Annotated in this window: 20 protein-coding genes; 4 read left to right on the plus strand and 16 right to left on the minus strand. The window is 66.6% G+C overall.

Translation table 11 applies throughout. The annotated features are described in order from the left end of the window. Window positions 1–21: 21 nt before the first annotated feature. The 7 genes from narI to G6N55_RS24010 all read right to left on the minus strand — a co-directional run bounded on the left by narI (window position 22) and on the right by G6N55_RS24010 (window position 10,179). Entirely contained in the window at window positions 22–756 is a 735-nt protein-coding gene (gene narI, locus G6N55_RS23980) for a respiratory nitrate reductase subunit gamma (protein WP_085221068.1), read from the minus strand. After that, window positions 749–1,417: a nitrate reductase molybdenum cofactor assembly chaperone gene (narJ, locus tag G6N55_RS23985; protein WP_085221067.1), complete on the minus strand. Its 669-nt coding sequence runs from the start codon at window positions 1,415–1,417 to the stop codon at window positions 749–751. The genes narI and narJ overlap by 8 nt, the downstream gene beginning before the upstream one ends. After that, window positions 1,414–2,997 carry a nitrate reductase subunit beta gene (narH, locus tag G6N55_RS23990; RefSeq protein ID WP_085221066.1) on the minus strand — a complete coding sequence of 528 codons (1,584 nt, stop codon included), beginning with the start codon at window positions 2,995–2,997 and terminating at the stop codon, window positions 1,414–1,416. Before narH ends, narJ begins: the two co-directional genes overlap by 4 nt. Further along, window positions 2,997–6,704: a nitrate reductase subunit alpha gene (locus G6N55_RS23995; RefSeq protein ID WP_085221267.1), complete on the minus strand. Its 3,708-nt coding sequence runs from the start codon at window positions 6,702–6,704 to the stop codon at window positions 2,997–2,999. The genes narH and G6N55_RS23995 overlap by 1 nt, the downstream gene beginning before the upstream one ends. A gap of 63 nt (window positions 6,705–6,767) precedes the next feature. Next, window positions 6,768–7,253, minus strand: coding sequence for a hemerythrin domain-containing protein (locus G6N55_RS24000; protein WP_085221065.1), 486 nt, complete (start codon window positions 7,251–7,253; stop codon window positions 6,768–6,770). Beyond that, on the minus strand, window positions 7,250–8,224 hold the full coding sequence (locus tag G6N55_RS24005) for a Rieske 2Fe-2S domain-containing protein (RefSeq protein ID WP_085221064.1): 975 nt from the start codon (window positions 8,222–8,224) through the stop codon (window positions 7,250–7,252). Before G6N55_RS24005 ends, G6N55_RS24000 begins: the two co-directional genes overlap by 4 nt. A 344-nt stretch (window positions 8,225–8,568) precedes the next feature. Beyond that, window positions 8,569–10,179: a PucR family transcriptional regulator gene (locus G6N55_RS24010; protein WP_139826724.1), complete on the minus strand. Its 1,611-nt coding sequence runs from the start codon at window positions 10,177–10,179 to the stop codon at window positions 8,569–8,571. Between the two features lie 83 nt (window positions 10,180–10,262). On the opposite strand from G6N55_RS24010, the gene pruA reads away from it, so the two are divergent. Then, the gene (gene pruA, locus G6N55_RS24015) at window positions 10,263–11,894 is read left to right on the plus strand and encodes an L-glutamate gamma-semialdehyde dehydrogenase (protein ID WP_085221063.1); all 1,632 of its coding nucleotides are present in this window, start codon (window positions 10,263–10,265) and stop codon (window positions 11,892–11,894) included. Next, window positions 11,894–12,850 carry a proline dehydrogenase family protein gene (locus tag G6N55_RS24020; RefSeq protein ID WP_085221062.1) on the plus strand — a complete coding sequence of 319 codons (957 nt, stop codon included), beginning with the start codon at window positions 11,894–11,896 and terminating at the stop codon, window positions 12,848–12,850. The genes pruA and G6N55_RS24020 overlap by 1 nt, the downstream gene beginning before the upstream one ends. Before the next feature lie 93 nt (window positions 12,851–12,943). Here the strand turns inward: G6N55_RS24020 and G6N55_RS24025 are convergent, their stop codons facing one another. Genes G6N55_RS24025 through G6N55_RS24060 form a run of 8 tightly spaced genes read right to left on the minus strand, consistent with a single transcriptional unit; the run spans window position 12,944 to window position 19,691 of the window. Continuing rightward, window positions 12,944–13,558: a TetR/AcrR family transcriptional regulator gene (locus G6N55_RS24025; protein ID WP_085221061.1), complete on the minus strand. Its 615-nt coding sequence runs from the start codon at window positions 13,556–13,558 to the stop codon at window positions 12,944–12,946. A 24-nt stretch (window positions 13,559–13,582) separates the two neighbouring features. Further along, window positions 13,583–14,749, minus strand: coding sequence for a lipid-transfer protein (locus G6N55_RS24030; RefSeq protein ID WP_085221060.1), 1,167 nt, complete (start codon window positions 14,747–14,749; stop codon window positions 13,583–13,585). After that, on the minus strand, window positions 14,746–15,201 hold the full coding sequence (locus tag G6N55_RS24035; protein WP_085221059.1) for a MaoC family dehydratase: 456 nt from the start codon (window positions 15,199–15,201) through the stop codon (window positions 14,746–14,748). The genes G6N55_RS24030 and G6N55_RS24035 overlap by 4 nt, the downstream gene beginning before the upstream one ends. Before the next feature lie 11 nt (window positions 15,202–15,212). Next, a complete protein-coding gene (locus G6N55_RS24040; protein ID WP_085221058.1) occupies window positions 15,213–16,313 on the minus strand; it encodes an acyl-CoA dehydrogenase family protein in 1,101 nt (366 codons plus the stop codon). A gap of 11 nt (window positions 16,314–16,324) precedes the next feature. Next, a complete protein-coding gene (locus G6N55_RS24045) occupies window positions 16,325–16,735 on the minus strand; it encodes a Zn-ribbon domain-containing OB-fold protein (protein WP_085221057.1) in 411 nt (136 codons plus the stop codon). After that, on the minus strand, window positions 16,732–17,283 hold the full coding sequence (locus G6N55_RS24050; protein WP_085221056.1) for an FAS1-like dehydratase domain-containing protein: 552 nt from the start codon (window positions 17,281–17,283) through the stop codon (window positions 16,732–16,734). Before G6N55_RS24050 ends, G6N55_RS24045 begins: the two co-directional genes overlap by 4 nt. After that, window positions 17,280–18,485: an acyl-CoA dehydrogenase family protein gene (locus tag G6N55_RS24055; RefSeq protein WP_085221055.1), complete on the minus strand. Its 1,206-nt coding sequence runs from the start codon at window positions 18,483–18,485 to the stop codon at window positions 17,280–17,282. Before G6N55_RS24055 ends, G6N55_RS24050 begins: the two co-directional genes overlap by 4 nt. A 3-nt stretch (window positions 18,486–18,488) precedes the next feature. Next, window positions 18,489–19,691 carry a cytochrome P450 gene (locus G6N55_RS24060; protein WP_085221054.1) on the minus strand — a complete coding sequence of 401 codons (1,203 nt, stop codon included), beginning with the start codon at window positions 19,689–19,691 and terminating at the stop codon, window positions 18,489–18,491. Window positions 19,692–19,902: 211 nt separating this feature from the next. Here G6N55_RS24060 and G6N55_RS24065 point away from each other — a divergent pair, with 211 nt between their 5' ends. Both G6N55_RS24065 and G6N55_RS24070 read left to right on the plus strand, forming a co-directional pair. Further along, window positions 19,903–21,372, plus strand: a complete 1,470-nt coding sequence (locus G6N55_RS24065; protein WP_085221265.1) for an aldehyde dehydrogenase family protein — start codon at window positions 19,903–19,905, stop codon at window positions 21,370–21,372. Next, complete coding sequence (locus G6N55_RS24070) at window positions 21,369–23,585, plus strand: CaiB/BaiF CoA transferase family protein (protein WP_085221053.1); 2,217 nt, start codon at window positions 21,369–21,371, stop codon at window positions 23,583–23,585. The genes G6N55_RS24065 and G6N55_RS24070 overlap by 4 nt, the downstream gene beginning before the upstream one ends. Here the strand turns inward: G6N55_RS24070 and G6N55_RS24075 are convergent. Next, a complete protein-coding gene (locus tag G6N55_RS24075) occupies window positions 23,582–24,745 on the minus strand; it encodes a cytochrome P450 (protein WP_085221052.1) in 1,164 nt (387 codons plus the stop codon). The two genes, G6N55_RS24070 and G6N55_RS24075, sit on opposite strands and share 4 nt — an antisense overlap. Window positions 24,746–24,760: the final 15 nt, after the last annotated feature.

A 24,760-nucleotide genomic window follows, 5' to 3' on the forward strand; every position in this document is an offset into this window, starting at 1 on the left:
CGCGACCCGAACGGCTTTTGGTCACCAACCGCGACGGCGAGGCGCTGTACCGGCCATATCGGTCTCCTTGGCCTTCACTTCGCGGCTGCGGTAGACCATGTAGGGCCGGAACAAGTAGACGACTGGCGCGCTGAACACGTGAACCAGCCGGGTGAACGGCCAGATGGTGAACAGCACCATGCCGATCAGCGCGTGCAGTTGGTAGTCCAACGGCGCGTTGATCATCACCTCGCCGTGCGGCTGGAATATCCAGATCCGGCGGAACCACATGCCGACGGTGTAGCGGTAGTGGAACTCGCCGCCGTGCGGCCCGGTGCCGATCAGATCGCAGTACAGGCCGACCACAATGGCCAGCACCAGCACCACATACATCACCTTGTCGCTGCGGGTGGTGGCCACGGTCACCGCCGGGCGGGTGAACCGCCGGTAGATCAGCAACCCGATTCCGATCAGCGTCGCGATGCCGGCCATCGACCCGAGGGCGACCGCCTGCAGGTGATAGAGGTGGTCGCTCATTTTCAGCATCTGAGTGATCCGCGGCGGGATGAACAGCCCCATCACATGTCCGGCGAACACGGCCAGGATGCCGAAATGGAAGATCGGGCTGGCGATGCTGAGCAGCCGCGACTCGTAGATCTGCGAGGACCGGGAGGTCCAGCCGAATTTGTCATAGCGGTAGCGCCACCAGGTACCGACGATCAGGACCGACAGGGTGACATACGGCGCGATGTCCCAGAACAGGACGTTGCTAAACACGGGGCGTTCCTTTGCGCGGCGGTACGGTTAACTGAAATGGTTGCAGCCCAACAGATTCCGCGGGTGGTCCGGCCTTCGCCAGCCGCTGGGCGCGGCGCACCTCTTGATCGGTCGCCACCGGCAGGGTCGCGCAGACGGCCGCCACGGTGGGCTCGTAGGGCGAGTCGGCGTCGGCCAGCGCGCCCCGCAACACGTCGATCGGGACCCGGTGTTCGGTCAACAGCCGCCGCCCGACCTCGGGATCGACGGTCGCGGCGAATTCGAGAACCACGGGCAGGTGATCCGGCGCCTCGTGCCGCGGCGGCTCCACACCCGCCTTGCGATAGGCGGTGGCGAACTCGAGCATCTCCCGGCCGCGGTTGCGGGTATCTCCCGCGGTCCAATACGTCAGGTACATCGTGGCGCGGCGCCGCATGTCGAACGTCGCGACGTAGTCCGTCGCGGCCGCCATCGGCTCGCGGGCGCGCAACGCGAGGGCGGTCCGCTCGAGCAACTCCGCCGCCGGACCGCTGATGTGGCTGAGCAATTCGTCGACGGTGTCCAAGCGCCCCGGCAGCTGACCGTCCGGGTAGGCCAACAGCAGCGACGCCGCCTGCCACACCAGCCGGTCCTGCATCGTCCGGGTGGCGACCCGATCACGGAATCCGGACGGCAGCCTCATGTCCGGCGCTCCTCCGGAAACATGCCGGCGGGCACCTTGCTGCCGTCCCAGTTGAGCAGGTTCACCCTGGACCGCTGCTGCGCGTGGAATGTCTCCACGGACACCGGCGCCGGTTCCGGCTCGTACATGCCCGGGCCGCCGTCGGTGTCCAGCGAGCAACCCATCTGCTCCAGGTCACGGGCCTGCGGGTCGAAGGCCGTCGGAATGACATAGCGCTCTTCGTATTTCGCGATGGCGAGCAGCCGGTACATCTCGTAGATCTGTTCTTCGGTCATCCCCACCGAGTGCGGTATGTGGGGCTGGGTTTCGCGCCCGAGGTTGATGTCGCGCATGTACGAGCGCATCGCCGCGAGCCGCTGCAGCACGCCCTCGACCACGCCGGTGTCGCCCGCGGTGAACAGTTCGGCCAGATACTGCATCGGGATGCGCAACGCATCCAGCGCGCCGAACAGGTTGCCCAGGTCCTCACCGTCGTGGCCGTCGCGGCTGACAGCGTCGACCACCGGCGACAGCGGCGGGATGTACCAAACCATCGGCATGGTGCGGTATTCCGGGTGCAGCGGCAGCGCCACCTTGTACGTGTGGATCAGCGCGTAGACCGGGGAGCGCTGCGCGGCCTCGATCCATTCCTCGGAGATGCCGCCCTCGCGCGCGGCGGCGATCACCTGGGGATCATTGGGGTCCAACAGGATTCGGCACTGCGCCTCGTAGAGGTCGGTATCGTTTTCCACCGACGCTGCCTCCAGCACCCGATCGACGTCGTAGAGGACCAGGCCCAGATAGCGCAGCCGTCCGACGCAGGTCTCCGAGCAGATGGTGGGCAGGCCGACCTCCATCCGCGGGTAGCACAGGGTGCACTTCTCGGCCTTGCCGGTCTTGTGGTTGAAATACACCTTCTTGTAAGGACATCCGGACACGCACATCCGCCAGCCGCGGCAGCGGTCCTGGTCGACCAGCACGATGCCGTCCTCGCTGCGTTTGTACATCGCACCGGACGGGCACGATGCCACGCAGGATGGGTTGAGGCAGTGCTCGCAGATGCGGGGCAGGTAGAACATGAAGGTCTCTTCGAGCGAGAGCTTCACCTCTTCGCTGACTTTCTTCAGGATCGGGTCCTTGGCCAGGGTCTCCGGCGAGCCGGCCAGGTTGTCGTCCCAGTTAGGGCCCCAGGACACCTTCATCGGTTTGCCGGTGAGCTGGCTCCTTGGCGCGGCCGTCGGGAAGGTGTCACCCGCGGGGGCGGTGGTCAGGTTCTCGTAGTCGTACGTCCACGGCTCGTAGTAGTCGTCGATGACGGGCAATCTGGGGTTGGCGAAAATTCGCAATAGCTTCTGGATGCGGCCGCCGTCGCGCAACCGCAGCCGGCCCCGCTTGTCGCGGATCCAGCCGCCGCGCCACCGCTCCTGGTCCTCGTAGGTGCGCGGATAGCCTTGGCCGGGACGGGTTTCCACGTTGTTGAACCACACATACTCGGTGCCGGCGCGGTTGGTCCACGTCTGCTTGCAGGTGACCGAACAGGTGTGGCAGCCGATGCACTTGTCGAGGTTCATCACCATCGCCAGCTGCGCCATGACTTTCATCAGTAGGTCACCTCCTGGCGGCGACGGCGCACTATGGTCACCTCGTCGCGCTGGTTGCCGGTGGGCCCCAGGTAGTTGAACGCGAACGCGTGCTGGCCGTAGCCGCCGGCCAGGTGGCTGGGCTTGATCCGCACCCGGGTAAGCGCGTTGTGGTTACCGCCGCGCTTGTTGTTGGTCTCGGTGCGCGGCGTGTCCACGGTGCGTTCCTGCACGTGGTAGACGAACACCACGCCGTCGGGCATCCGGTGGCTGACGATCGCCCGGCACACGTAGATGCCGTTGGCGTTGACCGCCTCCACCCAATCATTGTCCTGCACTTGGATTTTGGCCGCGTCGCCCGGGCTCATCCACATGGTCGGGCCGCCGCGCGACAACGACAGCATGTACAGGTTGTCCTGGTAGGTGGAGTGGAAAGACCACTTCGAGTGTGGCGTGAGATACCGCACCGTCAGGCCGATCCCGTCCTCGGTCGGCCCCAGTGCGGGCTGGCCGAACAAACGCTTCATGTCCAGCGGCGGGCGGAAGACCGGCAGGTGCTCGCCGAGTTCCTCGATCCAGTCGTGGGCCAGATAGAAATGCATCCGGCCGGTCAGGGTGTGGAACGGCTTGAGGTTTTCGATGTTGATGGTGAACGGCGCGTAGCGTCGACCGCCCGTTTCGCTGCCCGACCATTCCGGGCTGGTGACCACGGGAACCGGCCGCGCCTGGGTGTCGGCGTAGCTGATGCGCTTGTCCTCGCTGCCCTCGGCCAGATGCACCAGCCGCTGGCCGGTGCGCTTCTCCAGCTCGTGGAAGCCCTCGACGGCGAGCCGGCCGTTGGTCGTTCCCGACAGCAGCAGCAGGACGTCGGCCATCCGCGCGGCGGTGGTGATGGCTGGACGACCTGCTCCCACACCGGAATTCATCACCCCGAACTTGGCGGCGAGCTCCTCGACCTCGCGGAACGGGTGCACCGTGACGCCCTTGGTGGTCAGCCCGAATTTCTCCACCAGCGGCCCCAGCGTGACCCACTTGTCGTAGATCGCGCCGTAGTCGCGCTCCACCACGGTGAGCTTGGCCATCGTCCGCCCGGGCACGGGTGTCGCGCCGGTGTGCAGCCAATCGGATTCGGTGCCATCGGGATAGGCCATCGCGTCCGGTGTGTCGTGCTGCAGCGCGGTGAGCACCACGTCGCTGCGGGTGCCCAAATGCCCCTTGGCCATGGCGCTGAACGCGCGGGCGATCGCGCCGAAAGCGTCGAAGTCCGAACGCGTTTCCCAGGGCGGGTCGGTCGCGGCGCTGAACGCGTGCACGTAGGGGTGCATGTCCGTGCTGGAGATATCCGACTTCTCGTACCAGGTCGCGGCCGGCAGCACGACGTCGGACACCAGCGTCGTCGAGGTCATCCGGAAGTCGATCGACATCATCAGGTCGAGCTTGCCCTCCGGGATGTCCCCGTCGCACGCCACGTCGAGGGGCCGGACTCCGTCCTCCGGCGGCTGCGCCGTGGCGTTGGAATCGGTTCCCAGCAGATGACGCAGGAAGTACTCGCCGCCCTTGCCCGACGAACCAATCAGGTTGGCGCGCCACACGGTAAGCACCCGCGGCCAGTTGCCCGGATTGTCGGGTTCGGTGACGGCGAGCTTGAGCTTGCGCTGACCGAGCTGCTCGGCGACGTACTCGGCGACGTCGCGCCCGGCGGCGCGGGCCTCGTCGGCGACGTCGAGGCTGGAGCGGTCGAACTGCGGGTAGAACGGGCTCCACCCCATGGCCGTCGCCGACGCCAGCAGGTCCATGGTGTGCTTGCCCGCGAACCTGCCTCGGCCCACCGGGCTGGACAGCTTGTCGGCGCCGTACCCGTCGTAGCGCCACTGGTCGGTATGCGCATACCAGTACGAGGCCCCCGGCACCTGCCGCGGCGGGCGCGTCCAGTCGGTGGCCATCGACATCGTCTGAAAACCGGTGAGCGGCCGCACCTTCTCCTGGCCGACGTAATGGGCCCAGCCACCGCCGTTGCGGCCCATCGACCCGGTCAGCATCAGCAGCGCCAGCACCGCGCGGTAGATCGCGTCGCTGTGGAACCAGTGGCAGATGCCGCCGCCCATGATGATCATCGAGCGGCCGCCGGATTCCTCTGCGCTGCGCGCGAATTCCCGGGCCACCCGGATGGCCTGCGCGGCCGACACCCCGGTGATCGCCTCCTGCCAGGCCGGCGTGTTCTGCTGGGTCGCGTCGTCGTAGCCGGTGGGCCATTCGCCCGGCAGGCCCGGCCGCGCCACCGCATACTGCGCGAGCATCAGGTCGAAGACGGTGCACACCAGGTGCTTACCGACGCGGCGGATCGGGACACCGCGCGCCACGGTGGTGCCTTCGCCGTCGACCGTGTCGAAGCTGGGCAGATGTACCAGCGCGGCGTCGTCATTTCCGTTGGCGCCGTGTGCATCCCGCACACTCAGCGCCGGGACCAGGCCGCCGAGGTCCAGGTTCCACTTTCCGACGCCGTCCTCGCCGTAGCGGAATCCCAGCGAGCCGTGCGGCACCACGACCTTGTTAGTGGCGGCGTCCAACAGCGCGGGCTTGAGCGCCGCGTTCTCCGAACTCCTAAAGGCCTCCCCCAGATCCGCTGCCGTCAGGTTCTTCCCGGGCACCAGCATGTCGCCGCGCTCTTCCAGCTTGATCAGGAACGGCAGATCGGTGTAGCGGCGCGCGAAGTCGGCGAAGAACGGAACCTGGTTGTGCACATAGCATTCCGAGAGGATGACGTGGCCCATCGCCATGGCCAGCGCGCCGTCGGTGCCGGCCGCGCACGGCATCCACTCGTCGGCGAACTTGGTGTTGTCGGCGTAGTCGGGGCTGACGGTCACCACCTTGGTGCCGCGGTAGCGCGCTTCGGCCATCCAGTGCGCGTCGGGGGTGCGGGTGATCGGGACGTTGGAGCCCCACATCATCAAATAGGCCGCGTCCCACCAGTCACCGGATTCGGGCACATCGGTCTGGTCGCCGAACACCTGGGGCGAGGCCACCGGAAGGTCCGCGTACCAGTCGTAGAACGACGTCATCGGAGCGCCGATCAATTCGTAGAACCGCGAGCCGGCGGCGTACGAGACCATCGACATCGCCGGGATCGGGGAGAACCCGGCGACCCGGTCCGGGCCGTAGGTCTTGATCGTGTGCACGTGGGCGGCGGCGATCATCTCGGTGGCCTCGGCCCAGGTGACGCGCACCAGGCCGCCCTTGCCGCGGGCCTGCTGATAGCGGCGCCGGCGCTCGGGGTCGGCCTGGATGTCGGCCCAGGCCGCAACGGGGTCGCCCAGCCGGGCCTTGGCCTCGCGGAACATCTCCACCAGCACCCCGCGGGCGTACGGGTAGCGCACCCGGGTGGGCGAGTAGCTGTACCAGGAGAACGAGGCGCCGCGCGGGCAACCGCGCGGCTCGTACTCGGGGCGGTCCGGGCCCACCGACGGATAGTCGGTCTGCTGGGTTTCCCAGGTGATGATCCCGTCCTTGACGTAGATCTTCCACGAGCACGATCCCGTGCAGTTCACACCGTGCGTGGACCGGACCACCTTGTCGTGGCTCCAGCGGTCACGGTAGAAGACGTCGCCCTCGCGGCCACCCTGGCGGGTGACCGTGCGCAGATCCTTCGAGAACTCGCCGGGCGTGAAGAAGCGCCCGCTGCGCGCTAGCAGCTCTTCGAGCGGCCCACCGATGCGAGGTGTGACAGTCAAGGGCCATCCCTCCTCCAGGGCACCGTCCAAGCTGGGCTCGATTTGTCGTGAACGTTCGGTGCGCTATAGGGACCGCACCAGGACCGTCTTGCCCTTAGTACGCAGTCTGTGCAGGCGCGAGCCACGTAATTGCTCGATTTTCGCGGCCATCTTGTTGCCGAGTTCCTCCAGTTCGGCATCGGTGATCGTCACCTCCGGCGGGGCCGGGCACATGTCGCGTTCCTCTTCGTCGGCATGCGCCTCCAGCACGGTCTTGAAGGAGTTCCACTCGTCTTCGTAGCGCGGCGCGCTCTGCGGTGTCTTGAGCAACACCGACAGCTGGTCAATCACCTGGCGGTGCTCGGCGTGGGCGACCGCGATCAACTGGCTGGCCTGTCCGAGCGCGGGATAGAAAAGGTCGTCTTCGATGCGGAAATGAATGTCGAGTTCGAGCATCATCTGGTCGAAAAGGCCATGGCGCTCGGGACTATTCACCGGCGCCTCGCTGACCTTGCGACCAAAGCCCTTGATCACCTTGTGGTGTTCCTTCAGCACGTCGTAGGCATTCATTCCATGATTCCTTTCCGGGCACTGTGTCCTTTCCTGCCGAGAGCGGGTTGCCGCTCGCCGCGGACCTCGACCACCCCGTCAACCAATCTGGCCTCATACCACGGCAAGGCCGTCGACGCGGGGCCACGTACGACCTCGCCCGATTCCGTCGAGAACCACGAGCCGTGCCACGGGCACACGAGCCTGCCGCGATCGATCCAGCCATCAGCCATCGGCGCGGCCAAGTGAGGACAGAACTCCCCGAAAGCCACCACCTGCCCGGGACTTGTCTGGCAAACCACCAGTCCCACCCCGTCGACGTCGACGCGTACCGGCCTGCCGTTCAACGAGGTCGCCGAGAGCACGGGTGTCCATTGCGTGGTGCGCAGCCGACTGCCGGACTGATCGATTCCGATCCCGGACTCGAATACCAGGGCCCCACCGAGATAGCCGCCAGCGGCAGTAATCAGATAACCCAGTGCGGTAAAGGCGATTCCACGACGATTGCGCCCCTTATGGCGGTCCCACCAAGACTGGGCGTACAGCGCCGTCGCCGCCAGGTTCAGTACTCCATGGATGAGCCCCACCCGGCGGTCTTCCTCGTGAGTGTGTTGCCAATCGGTGGCCCCGGTGGCGGCCGAGCCGATGCTGGCCAGGATCCCTACCCCTAAAGCGCGCCGGGCGAACCGTGATGCGACGACGGCCTCGACCCGCGGTTCGAACGGCAGCGCGCTCAGCATATCCAGCGCGACTGTGGTACCCACCGCTCCGGTCGTCAACGAGGCCAGCGGCGGATGCACCGGATGTCCGAGCCATACACCGTTCAACGCATTGGTGACGGTGTCGCGCGCACCGCCCAACGCGTTGTAGCCGAGGCTTAGCGCGTGTTCCAGTCGATAACTTGACCGGTCGAGCCACTCTTGCCGACCGATCGCCGACAGCACTTGCCGTCCGAGCTGCCAGCTCCGGCGGCCTCTTATCCGGGCAACCATGGCGCGAAATCCTTTCCCCCCGGCTGGACGACGACGCCACGAGAGCCCTAGTAAAGGGAGAGCGGCCCGCTGTGCCTGCCGGCGATGGTGTTGACGACGAAGGCTGGCGCTATCGATTTGGTAACCATGCGTGGCATCAGCAACCACCCACCGAGAAGCTGCCGGACATCATCGCCTTCGGCAAATATTTCTTACGCATAGCTTTGCTATAACAAACACGTTAGACGCGCTGTGGGACGTCTGGTCGGCTCTCAGATAGTTAGCAGTCACCTCATAGCAATGCGTCAGGCAAGCCGCCCTGGTCTATTGGCTCTGGCAACCGGCGCAAGGAGACGGCGCGGACGTCAAGCTGAGCGCTCCAGCACCCGCAGTCCCAGCGAAAAAAGCAGCCGCACCTCGGGATCACCCAGCGATGTCGACAGCAGCTTCTCGATCCGGCGCACCCGATAGCGAACGGTGTTCGGGTGTACCTGTAGCCAGTGCGCGGCCGCGCCGATGTCGCCGAAGCTGTCCAGGTAGACCCGTAGCGTCTCCGCCAGCACCGGGTCCTGCGCCCGCAGATCGCGTATCCGTGGATCGACCAACCGCTCGTCGGTTCCGATCGTCGTCACGATCTCGTCGAGCAGGACGGTGGTGCGCGCCTCGGCCAGCGACGTCACCTGCCCGATCGAAATCGGGTGCCGCTCAGCACTATCGAGTACGCGGTCGACCTCGCTGCGCGCCGTTGCGATCCCGGCCAGGCCGGCCACCGGCGCCGCGATGACGGCCCGCAGCTCGACCCCGAGTTCGGTGCGCAGCGCGCTGATCGTGCCGCGGACCCACGACGTGATCGACCGGGCGGTCGACGTCTGGGGCAGTAGCACATACATTCGCGAGCCCTGCGACGCGACCTGAGCGTCTCGTCGAAATGCGCTGGCGCTCAACGCTAAAACGTCGGTGAGTCGGGCGTGACGGGATCCGGTGCCGGTGGTGTCCCAGGCGATCAGCGCGGCGGTGCCGCCGGGGTCCAGGCCCAGCTCGCGGGCGATCCCCGCCACGTCGGCCGGCGCCGCGGCCGTGTCGGGGTCGGTCAGGCCGAGCAGTTGTTGCACCCGTCGCGCATGCGTTGACGGCCGCGCCGCCAGCCGAAACATGATGCGGGCGGCCAACACCGCCGCGCCGTGCAGGATCTCCTCGGCGTCGTCGGCCAGCGGCGCCGACCCCTGTTGCACCCAGATGGTTCCGGCGAACACCGGCGGTCGGCGCGGTCCGGCCGGCCGCTGGTAGATCCCGATCGCCAGCCGCGGGCGCAGACCCAACTCCGGGCGCTCGTCGACGCGCACCACCTCGTCGCTGCTGCGCAGCGCGTCGAAAATGCCCCATTGGCCGATCCACTCCAGGTGCTCGGGTGGCCCCGCCCGGCCCAGGATGGAAAGCCGGCGCAGCTCGTCGGCCTCGTCGTTGGAGGCCGAGTAGGCGAGCACCTGCGACTGCGCGTTTTCGATGCTGACCATGCCGTGGATGCGATCGGCCAGCGATTGCGCCAAGCCGAACAGATCGGTGCCGGAGTCTTCCATCGGATCGGCGCGATCCCCGTGGTGCTCCAAGACGTGGTTGACCAATTGGTAGAGCCGCTCCCAGCGGGCCTGCGGCTCGACGGCCACCACCGCCGACCCGGCCGCGACGGCCGTGGCCACCAGCGTGGTCGACGGCTCCTTGGCGAAGATCGCCACCGGCGCACGCTCGCGTGCCTGCTTGTCGATCCACCGCAGCGCCTCGTCGTCGCCGACCCCCAGCAGGAAGAACACATCGGCGGAGCCCGCCGCCGCCGCCAGGCCCAGCCGGACGTCGTCGGAATCGATCAGCGCCGCCGATGCCACCGGCAGGTCCAGGCCGCGTGGGGCGTCCACCAAGCTGACCAGCGTCGCATCCAGGGCGAGCAGCAGCTGACCCAGTCCGACCCCAGGCACCCGCATGTTGTCCGATCTTACTATACAAATCGGAGGATCTTGTCCGATCAGCCAACAGAACGAGCGGCCGCAGCGAGGATCCTGGCACCATGGATGCGATCACCCAGGTGCCGACGCCGGTCAACGAGCCGGTCCACGACTACGCCCCGCACTCGCCCGAACGCGCCCGACTTCACACCAAACTGGCCGCGCTCGCCGATCATCCGATCGAACTCCCACACGTCATCGCCGGCAAACATCGGATGGGCGACGGTGAGCGCATCGATGTCGTCCAGCCGCACCGGCACGCCGCCACGCTGGGCACGCTGACCAACGCCGGGCACGCCGACGCGACGGCCGCCATCGAAGCCGCCATGGCCGCCAAGAAGGACTGGGCGGCATTGCCTTTCGACGAGCGCGCCGCGGTGTTCCTGCGTGCCGCCGACCTGCTGGCCGGTCCGTGGCGGGAGAAGATCGCCGCCGCCACCATGCTCGGCCAATCCAAGTCCGTCTACCAGGCCGAGATCGATTCCCCGTGCGAGCAGATCGACTTCTGGCGATTCAACGTGGCTTTCGCCCGTCAGATCATGGCGCAGCAGCCGGTCAGCGGACCGGGGGAGTGGAACCGCAGCGAGTACCGCCCGCTGGACGGCTTCGTCTACGCGATCACGCCGTTCAACTTCACCTCGATCGCGGGCAATCTGCCGACCGCGCCCGCGCTGATGGGCAACACCGTGGTGTGGAAGCCGTCGATCACCCAGACGCTGTCGGCGTATCTGACCATGCAGCTGCTCGAGGCCGCCGGCTTGCCGCCCGGGGTGATCAATCTGGTCACCGGTGACGGCCTCGCGGTTTCCGATGTGGCACTGGCCGATCCGCGGCTGGCCGGCATCCACTTCACCGGGTCGACGGCCACCTTCCAGCATCTGTGGCAGCAAGTGGGCACCAATATCGGCCGCTACCACAGCTATCCGCGACTGGTCGGTGAGACCGGCGGCAAGGACTTCGTGGTCGCGCACGCCTCGGCGCGCCCGGATGTGCTGTGTACGGCGCTGATTCGCGGGGCGTTCGACTACCAGGGCCAGAAGTGCTCCGCGGCGTCACGGGCGTTCATCCCGCATTCGGTGTGGCAGCGGATGGGCGACGATTTCCTCGGTGCGACGGCAACACTGAGCTACGGTGACATCACCGACCTCACCAACTACGGCGGCGCGCTGATCGACCGCCGGGCCTTCGCCAAGAACGTCACCGCCATCGAGCGGGCCAAGGGCGCCGCGGGTGTCACGATCGCGGTGGGTGGCGAATACGACGACAGCGTCGGCTATTTCGTCCGCCCGACCGTGCTGCTGTCGGACGACGCGGGCGACGAGGCGTTTTCGACCGAGTACTTCGGCCCGCTGCTGTCGGTCCATGTCTACCCGGACGACCGCTACGAAGACATCCTCGACGTGATCGACACCGGTACGCGCTACGCGCTGACCGGTGCGGTGATCGCCGACGACCGCCAGGCCGTGCTCACTGCCCAGGACCGGCTGCGGTTCGCGGCCGGCAACTTCTACGTCAACGACAAGCCGACCGGGGCCGTCGTCGGGCGCCAGCCGTTCGGTGGATCGCGCGGCTCGGGCACCAACGATAAGGCCGGCTCGGTGCTGAACCTGCTGCGCTGGACGTCCGCGCGCACCATCAAGGAGACATTCGTCCCAGCCACGCAGTACACCTACCCGCACATGGGGTCCGACTGATGGCCGGCGCATTCGCCAACACCCTTCGGCCCGCGATCATGGCCGCCAGCCGGCGCCCAGGATTGCGGCGTGCCGCCGAGGGGCTGCCGGTCACCCGCAAGGTGGTGCACCGCTTCGTTCCCGGCGAGACGATCGGATCGGCGCTCAATAGCGTTGCTGTCCTGCGTTATTCGAACCGCCTGGTCAGCGTCGACTATCTGGGCGAGGACGTCCTGAACGTCGACGGCGCCGATGCGGCGGTGCGGATCTACCTCGACCTGATCGAGAATTCGGGCCGGCTGGGCGAATCCGGCGACATTGCGCCTTTGGAAGTCTCGGTGAAGTTGTCCGCGCTGGGGCAGTCGCTGGAAGGCGACGGCGAGAAGATTGCCCGGGAGAACGCCTGGTCGATCTGCGACGCGGCGCGGCGCGCCGGGGTCTGGGTGACGGTGGACGCCGAGAACCACACCACCACCGATTCGACACTGTCCATCGTGCGCGATCTGCGGGCCGAATTTCCTTGGCTGGGCGCGGTTTTGCAGGCCTACCTGAAGCGCACGCTGGGCGACTGCCGGGAATTCGCCGGGGCCCGGATCCGGCTCTGCAAGGGCGCCTACGACGAACCGGCATCGGTGGCCTATCGCGACCGCGATGAGGTCACCGACTCGTACCTGGCCTGCCTGCGGGTGCTGATGGCCGGCTCGGGGTATCCGATGGTGGCCTCGCATGACCCCGCGATCATCGAGGCGGTCCCGGCCATCGTCGGCGAATCGGGCCGTGGCACGGATGGTTTCGAATACCAGATGCTGTACGGCATTCGTGACGACGAGCAGCGCCGACTGGCCGACGCCGGCAACCACGTGCGGGTCTACGTGCCGTTTGGCACGCAGTGGTACGGATACTTCATGCGCCGGCTCGCCGAACGGCCCGCCAACCTGACGTTCTTCCTGCGAGCTCTGGCCCAACGCGGGCACTGAGTGTGCATCCACGGCGTCGAGTGTGCGCTCAGGGCGGTGAGTGCGCGCCCAGGGCGCCGTCAGCGCACACTCGACGCGGTCACCCGGCGAACGCTATTGAGCGCGGCGCGGTCGTGGGCGCTCGCTGGCGAAGCCGCGTACCACATGGGCGCAGACGAACTCGGTGACTACCTTGGGGTCGTCCATATCCCGGATCGGTGACGGAGTGCTGAACAGCGAGAACAGGATTCGCGCGAACCATTCGCCCGCGGCTTCGATGTCGAGGTCCTTGCGGACGTCGCCGGTCAGCTTGGCCGCAGACAGATAGGGCGAGAGGAAGTCCACGCATTCACGCAGCAGCACCGCCGCGTCCTTGGTCAGCAGCAGGCTGATCGCTTCTTCGTCGAAGTACTCCTCGGACGCCATCACCCGTCGTGCCTGCGTCACGAATACCGCGGCCGCACACAGCTTGTCCTCGAGCGTGCCGCCCCCGTCCATCGCCATGGACATCTCGCGATAGAACCACTCCGACGCATGCTCGGCGCACGCCTCGATGATCGCGGCCTTGTCGCTGAAGTATTCGTAGATGGTGCTGCGGGACACCCCGGCCCGCTTGGCGATGTCGACGATCGTCGCCTTCTGCAAACCCTGCTTGCCGAAGCACCAAAACGCGGACTCGACGATGAGCTCGCGGGTATCGGCCGCCTGGGCCAAGTCCGAAGCCGTCATGGCCCCCTCCCCTTCACGACGCGCCTACCCGGCCGGCGCGAGAATCAAGCCACTCGTCGGCACCCCGGTGCCGGAGGTGACCAACACGTGTTCGACGTTGTCGACCTGGTTGTACGACGTCCCCCGAACCTGACGCACGCCTTCGGTGATCCCGTTCATACCGTGGATATAGGCCTCGCCGAGCAACCCGCCATTGGTGTTGATCGGGAATTCCCCGCCCAGCGACAGCCGCTGCACGGTGGCGAAGTCTTTGGCCTCGCCCCGCCCGCAGAAGCCGAGCTCCTCGAGCTGGGTGAACACGAACGGCGTGAAATGGTCGTAGATGAACGCGGTTTGGATGTCCTGGGGTTTGAGGCCCGAGTCACGCCATAGCCGGTCGGCGACCACGCCCATCTCCGGGAGTCCGGTGATGTCGTTGCGGTAGTAGCTGGTCATCATTTCCCCGTCGGCGGCCGCGCCCTGCGCGGCGGCGGTGATGATCGCCGGCGGTTGCTTCAGGTCGCGGGCGCGTTCGGCACTGGTCACCACCAGTGCGACACCGCCGTCGCTCTCCTGACAGCAATCCAGCAGTCGCAGCACGGGTTCGACGATCCAGCGGGACTTCTGGTGGTCTTCCAGCGTGATCGGGCGCTGATAGAACCACGCGTCGGGATTGGTTGCGGCGTGCTTACGGTCGATGACGGCGATACGGCCGAAGTCGGAGTTGGTGACCCCATAGGTCGACATGTAGCGCTGCGCGTGCATCGCGACCCACGATGCGGGAGTGAGCAATCCGAATGGCGCGTAGTGCGCCATGAACAGCGGTGTCTCCGCCATGCTGCGTCCGCTGCCGCCGAACCGGAATCCCGAGCGTTCGTTGAAGGCACGCCAGCACACCACCACATCGGCGACACCGGTTGCGACGGCCATCGCCGCATGCACGACGGTGCCCGCGGCCGCACCACCGCCGTGATGCACGCGGGAGAAGAAGCTGAGGTCGCCGATGCCGACATTGCGGGCGATGTCGATCTCGTCGCTGGAGTCCATCGTGAAGGTGACCATGCCGTCGACGTCGGCGGGCGTCAGGCCCGCGTCGTCGAGTGCGGCGCTGACCGCCTCGCACGCCAATTGCAGCTCGCTGCGCCCGGATTCCTTGGAGAACTCGGTCTGGCCGATGCCCGCGATCGCGGTTGCGCCGGGAAGCCGGCTCATGCGCCCGCTCCGTCGAGCAGGCTGAGGATCGCGGTGCCCGAGACATGATCGCCAAGGCTGTTGGCGCCCCTGAAGGTAACCTCGACGAAGTTCTCGCTCCCCGCCCCTTCGGTCTTGCCGGTCACGCTGCCGGTGAAGCGCAGCGGGTCGTCGGGGAAGCACGGCACGCCCAGGCGGATGGACAGATTCTTGACCATCGCCTCGGGGCCGGCCCAGTCGGTGAGGAAGCGCACGCAATACCCGTTGGTGGTCAAGATGTTCATGAACAGGTTGGGCGAGCCCTGCTTCTTGGCGTATTCGACATCGTGGTGCACCGGCATGAAGTCACGCGAGGCGATCGCGCCGGCCACGATCATCGTTGTGGTGATCGGGATTTCGAGCGGGGTGACCTCGTCCCCGATGTTGATGTCGGCCCACTTCAAGGTGGTGGTGCGGTTTGCGGTCGTCGTCATCGGTTTCCTTCTCAGTAGGTGCTGCCGATACCGGCCAGCTGCGCGGGGGCGGGACCAAGAGCGAGCTCGTTGTGCTTGGCCCAGAGGAAATAGCGGTGCAGGGGATAGGTGATGTCGATCCCGATGCCGCCGTGCACGTGCTGGGTGGTGGACGCGACACGGGCGCCCGCGTCGGCGGCCCAGAACTTCGCGATGCGCGCCGCCCGCCCAGCGTCTGTCAAGGGGCGCTCGTTCGCGATCAGCCAGGCCGCGTGCCACGTGGTCCAGCGCATCGCCTCGACGTCGATGAACGCGTCGGCCAGCCGCTGTTGCACGGCCTGGAAGCTGCCGATCGGACGCCCGAATTGCTCACGCCCGCTGGTGTATTCCGCGGCGATCTGCAGGGCCCGCTCCGCCACGCCGAGCTGGATCGCGCACAGCCCGAGCAGCGCCCGGGTGTACAGGGATTCGATCGGTCCGTCCAGCCGGTCGGCCGCCGAAACGGTTGCACCATCGAGGAATACGTCGGCATGCGGTTCACGGCTGGTGGTCGCGACCGGGCGGATCTCGACGCCGGGGGCATCGCAGGCCAGCAGGAACAGACTGACCTGATCGTCGTCGGTGCCGGCGGGCACCAGCACGGTGTCGGCGAGCTGGGCGGCCGGTACCAGTTCTTTGGCGCCGTCCAGCCGCCAGTTCTGGCCGTCGCGAACGGCTTTGGTGGCCGGGCTCGTCGGGTCGGAACGCCCGGGTTCTTGCAGCCCGGCGGTCACGATGCGTGTTCCGGAGATGACGCCGGGCAAGAATCTTTGCTGCTGCTCCGGATTCCCGTGCCGGGCAATCGAATCCGCGCCCAGCACCAAGGTCGCATAGGCCGGCACCGGGGCCACGCTGCGACCCACTTCGGCCAGCAGCACGCCGAGTTCCAGGAAGCCGCCGCCGTTACCGCCCAACGATTCCGGCAACCCGGCACCCAGTAGATCGGAGGCCGCGAGTTCCTTCCAGAGTGCGGCGTCGTAGCGGATCTCGCCGGCTTCGAGTTCGGTGAGTCGCTCCGGGGTGGCGCGACGCTCGAACAGCTCGCGGGCCAGCTTGCGGATGGTCTCTTGTTCTTCGGTGAAGGTGAAGTCCATGACTCCTGGGCCTAGCTGCTCGGCCGGAACTGGTGCAGCACAAGGTCTTCGGAACCAGAACCGTCGAATGCCTGGTAGAAAACCTCGACCGGCATTCCGACGGTAACGTCCGCCGGGTCGATCTCACACAGGTTCGACACCAGCCGCACCCCTTCGTCGAGCTCCACAAGCACCACGATGTAGGGGTACTCGAAGAACGGGAACTTGGGTTCGTGCGGCATCACGTAGCTGTAGACGGTGCCGCGGCCCGAGGATTCGATGGCTTCCCACTCCAGGGAACGGCAGTGCGGGCACATGGGCCGCGCGGGATTGCGCAGCGTTCCACATCCCTTGCAGCGCTGGATCAGCAGCTTGTGCTCGCGCAGCCCGTTCCAGAAGAACTCGGTGTCCGGACTGATGGCCGGGGCCAGCCGGGTGCTCATGCGGTCTCCGGCTTGAAGCGCAGCACCCGAAATCGCTGCCGGCCCAACACTTCGCCGTTCTGATCGGAGTAGGTGATCACCCAGGTCAGGAAGAAGCCGGATCCCTTCGCCGTCTTCTTCTCCTCGGAGACCTCCTCGAACACCGACGTCGCGCTGATCACGTCGCCGAGCCGGGGGTAGCGCTCGATCTCGAATTCCGAGTTGGTCGCCACCGTGCTGCTGTATCCGGCGTCGTCGAGGAACGCCGTGGGGTTGTCCTTGATCTCCATCGGCGCGCCGCCGCGCTCTCCGATCCCCTCCAGCTTGGGCGACGGCATCGTCCAGGTCTGCAACATCACCGGCGGCGACACGATGCCGGTGAACCGCGACGCGGCCGCGAACTCCGGATCGAGGTACACCGGGTTCATGTCGTCGAGCGCGTAGGCCCAATGCCGGATCATCGGCTGGTTCACCGGATCCGGTGCCACGGTGGGCTTTCCGCTGCCCGCGGTGGGCTTATTGACGAGCCCCCGCAACTTGGCGAGGAACTCGGGATCTTGGTTGGTCACGTGCTGGATCCTCCTGACTTGTCTGTGGCCCGTAGGTCGCGAGGTGCTCGCGGCATGCCCAATCCCGCCATAGCGATGATGTCACGTTGAATTTCGTTGGCTCCGCCGCCGAACGTGTTGATGACCGCGAACCGGTACGCGGACTCCAGTGCCCCGCGCAGCGGTGCATCGTTGCCCCGGCGTAATCCGTTGTGGTCCAGCACTTCCAGCAATTGGCGGGCCACCTGTTGGGTGAGTTCGGTGCCGAACACCTTGGCGGCCGACGCCTCGCCCATGTTGAGCACGCCCTTGGTCATCGCCGCATTGACCCGCATGTTGACCAGCTTGTACGCGGCGACCTGCGCTTCGACCCGGGCCAGGGTCAGCCGAACCCACGGCTGGTCGATGACGCGCCCGTCGTCGAGCTCGGTGCGACGGGCCCAGTCCAGTGTCTTCTCGAACAGCGGCTCGAGCGCACCGAGATTGCCCAGGGCCGCGCGCTCGAAGTTCAACTGCGTGGTGATCAGCTGCCAGCCTTGATGCTCACCGCCGACCAGGGCGCTGGCCGGGACCCGCACGTTGTCGTAGAACGTGTAGAAGGTGGAAATGCCCGGCATGGTGTGCAACGGCTGCCAGGAGAAACCGGGCGACGACGTCGGCACGATGAGGATCGAAATCCCCTTGTGCTTCTTGGCATTCGGATCGGTGCGGGCGGCCAGCCAGATGTAGTCGGCATACGCGGCGCCGCTGGTGAACATCTTCTGCCCGTTGATCACGTAGTCGTCTCCGTCGCGAACCGCGGTGGTACGTACCGATGCCAGGTCGCTGCCGGCCCCGGGCTCGGAATACCCGATCGCGAACTCGACGCTCCCGTCGAGAATCGACGGCAGGAACCTCTGCTTCTGTTCTTCGGTGCCGCACTGCATCAGCGTCGGCCCGACCGTGTTGAGCGTCACCAGCGGGATCGGAGCGTCGACCCGGCGTGCCTCCTCGGAGAAGATGAACTGCTCGATCGCCGAGAAGCCGCGCCCGCCATACTCTTTGGGCCAGCCGACGCCGAGCAGATCGGCCGCGGCCAGGGCGCGCACGCACTCGCGTACTTCCGGCCCGCCCTCGATGCGATCCTTGATCGCGTCAATGCGCTCGGGTGTCATCACCCGTTCCAGCGTGCTGCGGATCTCGGCGCGCAACTGCTCCTGCTCGGGTGTGTACTCGAGGTGCATCGCTCAGCCGCCCGTCCCGAGCCGCACCGGCATGCGCTTGACTCCCGGCACCATCGTGGCCCGCATCCGGTCCACCTCACCCACCAACTCCAGCGTCGGGAAGCGCCGCAGCAGTTCGTCGAACATGACCGTGGCTTCCAGGCGCGCCAATTGGGCACCGATGCAGGAATGTTCGCCGCAACCGAACGCGATGTGCGGGTTCGGATGCCGGGTCACCCTGAATTCTTCGGAGTCCGAACCGAATATGTCCTCATCCCGGTTGGCCGAGCCGTACAGCATCACCACCACCTCGCCGGCGCGGATCCGCTGACCGCGGATCTCGACATCGGCGGTCGCGGTGCGGGCCATGTGAACCACCGGGCTGTTCCACCGCAGCATCTCCTCGACGGCGGCCGGGATCAGCGTCGGGTCCTCGACCAGCAGGCGGCGCTGGCCGGGGTGGGCGATCAGCGCGAGTGTGCCGAGCGCGATTAGATTGCGGGTGGTTTCGTTTCCGGCGACCAGCAACAGGAACGCGAAGTTGAGCAGGTCCTCGTCGGTGAGCCGTTCCTCGTCGATCTCGGCGTCGGCCAACACGGACAGCAAATCGTCGCGGGGATGGATGCGCCGGGCGGCGATCAGCTGCTGGAAGTACTCGTAGAGTTGCCCGGCCGCCACCAGCGGGTCGAGCTCGATCTCCGGATCGGCCGTTCCGGTGGCCGCATCCGACCAGGCCCGGAATTGCTCCCAGTCGTCGGGCGGGGCGCCGATCAACTCGGCGATCATCCTCGTCGGAAGGGGAGCGGCGATCTGTTCGGCGAACTCGTGGACCGAACCCGGTTCGATGCCATCGAGAATGCCCGCCACGATCTCGCGGATCTTCGGCTCGAGCACCGACACCCGGCGCCGGGTGAATCCCGAGTTGATCAGCTTGCGCATCTGCCGGTGGCGCGGTGGGTCGGTGAAGATGAGGCTGCCCTGCTGCACCGGGTTGGGCAGCTGCGGATCGGGAATGGTGACGCCCTGGGTCGAGGTGAACAGGGCAGGGTTGCTCGACACGAAGCGGATGTCCTCGTACTTCAGCAGCGCCCAGAAATTGGTGACGTCGTTCCAGCACACCGGCGCGCTTGCGCGCAGTTCCCGGTACGCCGGGTAGGGATTGCCCGCATAGAAGTCGGGGGAGTGCAATGGAAAACTCGGCGAGCGCAGCGGTGGATGAGTCTGCACGGCCGGCCTCCCTGGCGCTTCGGCGGGATCGCAATCCGACATATTGCCGCAAAGTGTCCTGCGACGTTGTGTCTACTCTGAGCTGCCCAACCCTGTCAATATGTCTGCAACGCGTGTAATAGCCCGGAATTCACGAGATTGGTGATTGACGTCACAGGTGCATGGGTGTACACCGGGTGTTTAGATGACCGACCGTCGGGTGAGGATGCAGATGACCGAGCTACAAACTCCGAAAACTCTTGTCGACACCTACCAGCTCTACATCGACGGCAACTGGGTCGAGCCGGCCGACGGTCGCTACGACGACATCTCCCCGGCCAGCGAACAGGTCATCGCCACCGCGCCCGACGCGAGCATCGCGCAGGTCGGCGACGCGATCGCGGCCGCGCGGCGTGCCTTCGACAGCGGACCGTGGGGCACGATGAGCGCCGCGCAGCGCGCCGCGTGCCTCAGTCAGCTGGGCGATGCGCTGATGAAGCACGCCGACGACTTCTTCGCGCTGTCTCAGTCGGAGTGGGGCTGCGTCGCCAACGAGCGCGTCATGCAGATCGACGGCGCCGGGTTCATGTCCATCTACGCCGCGCAGCTCGCCACCGAGCTGGCCGACCAAGAGGTCACCGGGATGGGCGCGGGAACCACCGTGCTGCGCCACGAACCGCTGGGCGTGGTGTCGGTGCTGACGCCGTGGAATTTCCCGCACTGTCTCAACGTCATGAAGCTGAATCACGCCCTGGCCGCGGGAAACACCGTGGTGCTCAAGCCCTCACCGCTGACACCGCTGGCCGGACTTGCGCTCGCGCGGATCATCGACGAATTCACCGACATACCACCGGGTGTCGTCAACGTGGTCACTCCCTCGGGCGTCGAGGCGGCCAAGCTGCTCACCACGGATCCGCGCATCGACATGGTCAGCTTCACCGGCAGCTCCGTCGTCGGGCGCCAGGTCATGTCCGCCGCCGGGGACACGATGAAGAGGATCTTGCTGGAGCTCGGCGGCAAGTCGGCGAGCATCGTGCTCGACGACACGGAGATCACCGACGACATGCTGCAGCAGATGCTGTTCGACGGCTGCTCGCTGCACGCCGGGCAGGCCTGCATCCTGCACAGCCGGCTGCTGCTCCCCGATTCGCTGCACGACGAGGTCGTCGATCGGCTCGCCGCACTGGCCCGGGCGGTCAAGGTCGGCGACCCCACCGATCCCGAGGTGCAGATGGGTCCGCTGATCAGCGCGGCGCAGCGCGACCGGGTCGAGGCGCACGTCGTCGGTGCGCTCAATGACGGCGCCACGCTGGTGACCGGCGGGCGTCGTCCGCCGGGACTGGACTCCGGCTTCTACTTCGAGCCGACGATTCTGACCGGCGTCGCGCCGAATTCGACTATCGCGCAAGAGGAAGTGTTCGGTCCGGTGATGACCGTGCTGCGCTACCGCGACGACGAGGACGCCGTCGCGATCGCGAACAACTCGCAGTACGGACTTTCCGGCGCCGTCTGGGGTGGCGACGTGGATCGCGCCGTCCGCATCGCGCGCCGCATCCGCACCGGGCAGATCGCCGTCAACGGTTGCAGTCCGGGTGGCGCACCGTTCGGCGGCTTCAAACTGAGCGGACTGGGCCGGGAGGGCGGTGGCATCGGCGGGATACACCAGTACATGGAGCAGATGGCCATCGGGGTACCCGCGTGACGGGACCCCTCACCGGGCTCCATGTCGTCGAAATCGCTTCTGAAATCTCGGGTCCCTATGCGGCCAAGCTGCTTGTCGACCTCGGTGCCGACGTCGTCAAAATCGAGCCGCCCGACGGAGATCCGTTGCGGCAGTGGGGCCCGTTTCCGCCCGGGCGTGCCGGCCGGGAAGGCGGACTCTTCGAGTACCTCAATGCCGGCAAACGTGTTGCCGCGCTGGACGATGCCCGTGAGCTGATCACGCACGCGCACCTGCTGGTCGAAAACTGTCTGCCCGGCACGCTGGACCTATGGGGATTCGACCGCGACACTCTGAACGAGATCAACCGGAACCTGTTGGTGCTCCGGATATCTCCCTTTGGGCAGTCCGGGCCGTGGCGAGGCCGGTCGGCCACGTCGCTGACCCTGCAGGCGGTGTCGGGTTGGGTCAGCGCCCGCGATCCCGACCGCCCGCCGGTGCAGGTGGGCGCCCGGATCTCCGAATATGTCGCGGGCGCCTATGGCGCGTTGGGCGCCTTGACCACGCTGCGACTGCGGCCCGCTGGTCAGGTGCGGGAAGTCGACGTCTCCGAATTCGAGTCGCTGTTGTCGACGCTGCCCTATCCGATGCTGATGGCGCAGAAGATGCAAAGTCTCGGCTTGCCCAGCAACGCTCGGGGAGCCCCGATGCTGGGTGTCGTTCGCGCGGCCGACGGCTGGGTAGGGATCAACTGTCTGACGGGTCAGCACTGGCTGGACGTGTGTGCGATGCTCGGCCTGCCAGAGTTCGCCGAGCAACAGATCGCGATCATGATGGGTGGCCCGGAGCGCGCCGAATTCTATGTTCGCGCAGAGCGTTTGCTCGCTGAGCAAACCGTCGCGGAGATCGTCGAGCTGTGTCAGGCGTTGCGCATTCCGGCCGCCCCGGTCAACGACGGCGCCACCGTGCTGGAATGTCCGCAATACGTCACACGCGAGTTCTTTGTCGATGACGGGGAATTCCGGCGCCCCGGATCGCCGTTCCGGTTCACCAAGGGGCCGGTGGGACAGCATCAACCGGCGCCCGCGCAGACGTCGGGGCCCCTTCCGTTCGCGGGACTGAAAGTCCTTGACCTGAGCACCTTCTGGGCCGGGGCCTATTTGACCTGCTACCTGGGCGCGTTCGGCGCCGACATCGTCAAGGTGGAGTCCATTCAACGGCCCGACGGTTTTCGCTACTCGGGCGCGTTTCCGTTCGAGGGCGATGACTGGTACGAGCGCAGTGGACTATGGCAGGCCACCAACCTCAATAAGAAAGATCTGACGCTGGACCTGACGTCGCCGCGGGGCCTGGAGATCGCCAAGCGGCTGGTCGCGCAGGCCGATGTTGTGGTGGAGAACTTCTCACCGCGCGTCGTCGAAAACTTCGGTCTGGACTACGAGTCCCTGGTGGCATTGAATCCCGACGTGATATTCGTCAGGATGCCAGGTTTCGGCTTGCACGGGCCTTGGCGCGATTACGTCGGTTGGGCGTTGAACTTCGAGCAGACAGCCGGGATGTCAGCAGTCACGGGATATCCCGACGGGCCGCCGTGCAACCCGCAAGGGCCCGCCGACCCGATCGTCGGCGTGCACGCAGGGGTCGCGCTGCTCGCCGCGCTCGAACATCGCACCCGTACCGGCTCAGGCCAGTTGATCGAGGTCGCCCAGATCGAGGTCGCCGCGTGTGTGACCGCCGAGCCGGTGATCGAGTATTCGATGAATGGGGTCGTCTCGCCGCGGCAAGGCAACCGCCAGCGTGGCTACCTGCAGGGCGTCTACCCGACGGCCGCCGACGGTGCTTGGGTAGCGGTGTCGCTGCCCGACGACGGCGCGCTCGACCACGACGCGTTCGATGAGCTGGTCGCCGCCTGGACGCACCCGCAGCAGCCGGCCGACATCGTTGAAACCCTTCGTGCACAAGGTATTGCGGCCGAGCAGGTGATCACCGGCGAGCAGATGTATGACCCGGAATTCGCCGTCCAACTCGACGCGCGCGGCTTCTACGAAGAGTTCGAACATCCCATCACCGGCCCGCACCGCTATCCCGGCTGGCCATTTCGCATCACCCCCGGGCCGCGCCGCCACCACCGCAGCGCCCCACCCACCCTCGGGCAGCACAACGCGGAAATCCTGCGCGCCCTGGGTTTGTCCGACGACGACGTGGCCGCGCTGCGGGCAGAACGGGTGATCGGCGAGCGGGTGCAGGGCGCCTAGCTGCCGAAGCGAACCGGCATGCGTGTCACCAGGGGCAGCATCGTGGCCGGCATCCGGTGCACCGCGCCGGCCAACTCCACATCGGGAAAGCGATCCAGCAGCTCACCGAAGAACACCGTCGCCGTCAGGCGGGCCAATTGCGCACCGACACAGGCATGTTCACCGCAGCCGAAAGCGATGTGCGGGTTCGGGCTCCGGGTCACCCTGAATTCCTCGGAGTCGGAACCGAATACCTCCTCGTCCCGGTTGGCCGACCCGTATAGCAGCACCACCATGTCGCCCTCGGCGATCCGCTGACCGCGAATCTCGACCTCGGCCGTCGCGGTGCGGGCCATGTGTGTCACCGGGCTGGTCCAGCGCAACATCTCCTCGACGGCGCCCGCGATCTTCGCCGGATCCTCGACGAGTAGCCGGCGTTGATCGGGATGCGCGATCAACGCCTCAGTACCGAGCGCGAGCAGACTGCGGGTGGTCTCGTTACCGGATGCCAGCAGCAGAAACGAAAAGTCAAGCAGCTCTTCGTCGCTGAGTCGATGCCCGTCGGACTGCGCGTCGGAAAGCACCGAGAACAACTCGGCGTCCCGAACCGCAATCAGCTGGCGCACGCAATGGAAGAGCCGGCCGCCGGTCTCGAAGGGGTCGAGATCGGTCGCGGTCTGGGCGGTGCCGATCACGGTATCCGTCCACGCCCGGAATTGTTCCCAGTCGTCGCGCCCCACACCGAGCAGCGCGGCGATCACTCGCGCGGGCAGGGGCGCGGCGATCGTGTCGATGAAATCGTGCACGGAGCCGGGTGTAACGCCATCGAGTATCCCGCCCACGATCTCGCGGATTGTCGGTTCCAGCAGGGCGGCTTGGCGCCGGGTGAATCCGCAGTTGATCAGCGTGCGCAGCTGCCGGTGCCGCGGCGGGTCCATGAAGATGAGGCTGTTCTGCTGGACCGGATTCGGCAGGCCCGGCGCGGGAATGTTGATTCCCCTGGTGGAGGTGAACAGGGCCGGATTGGTCGACACGAAACGGATGTCGTCGTAGCGCAGCAACGCCCAGAACTTGGCGACGTCGTTCCAGCACACCGGCGCGCTCGCGCGCAGCTGCCGGTACACCGGGTATGGATCGCCCGCGTAGAAGTCGGGGGAGTGCAACGGAAACGAAGTCTGCATGGCAACAGCCTGCCT

This window comes from Mycobacterium florentinum, assembly GCF_010730355.1.
Lineage (GTDB): Bacteria > Actinomycetota > Actinomycetes > Mycobacteriales > Mycobacteriaceae > Mycobacterium > Mycobacterium florentinum.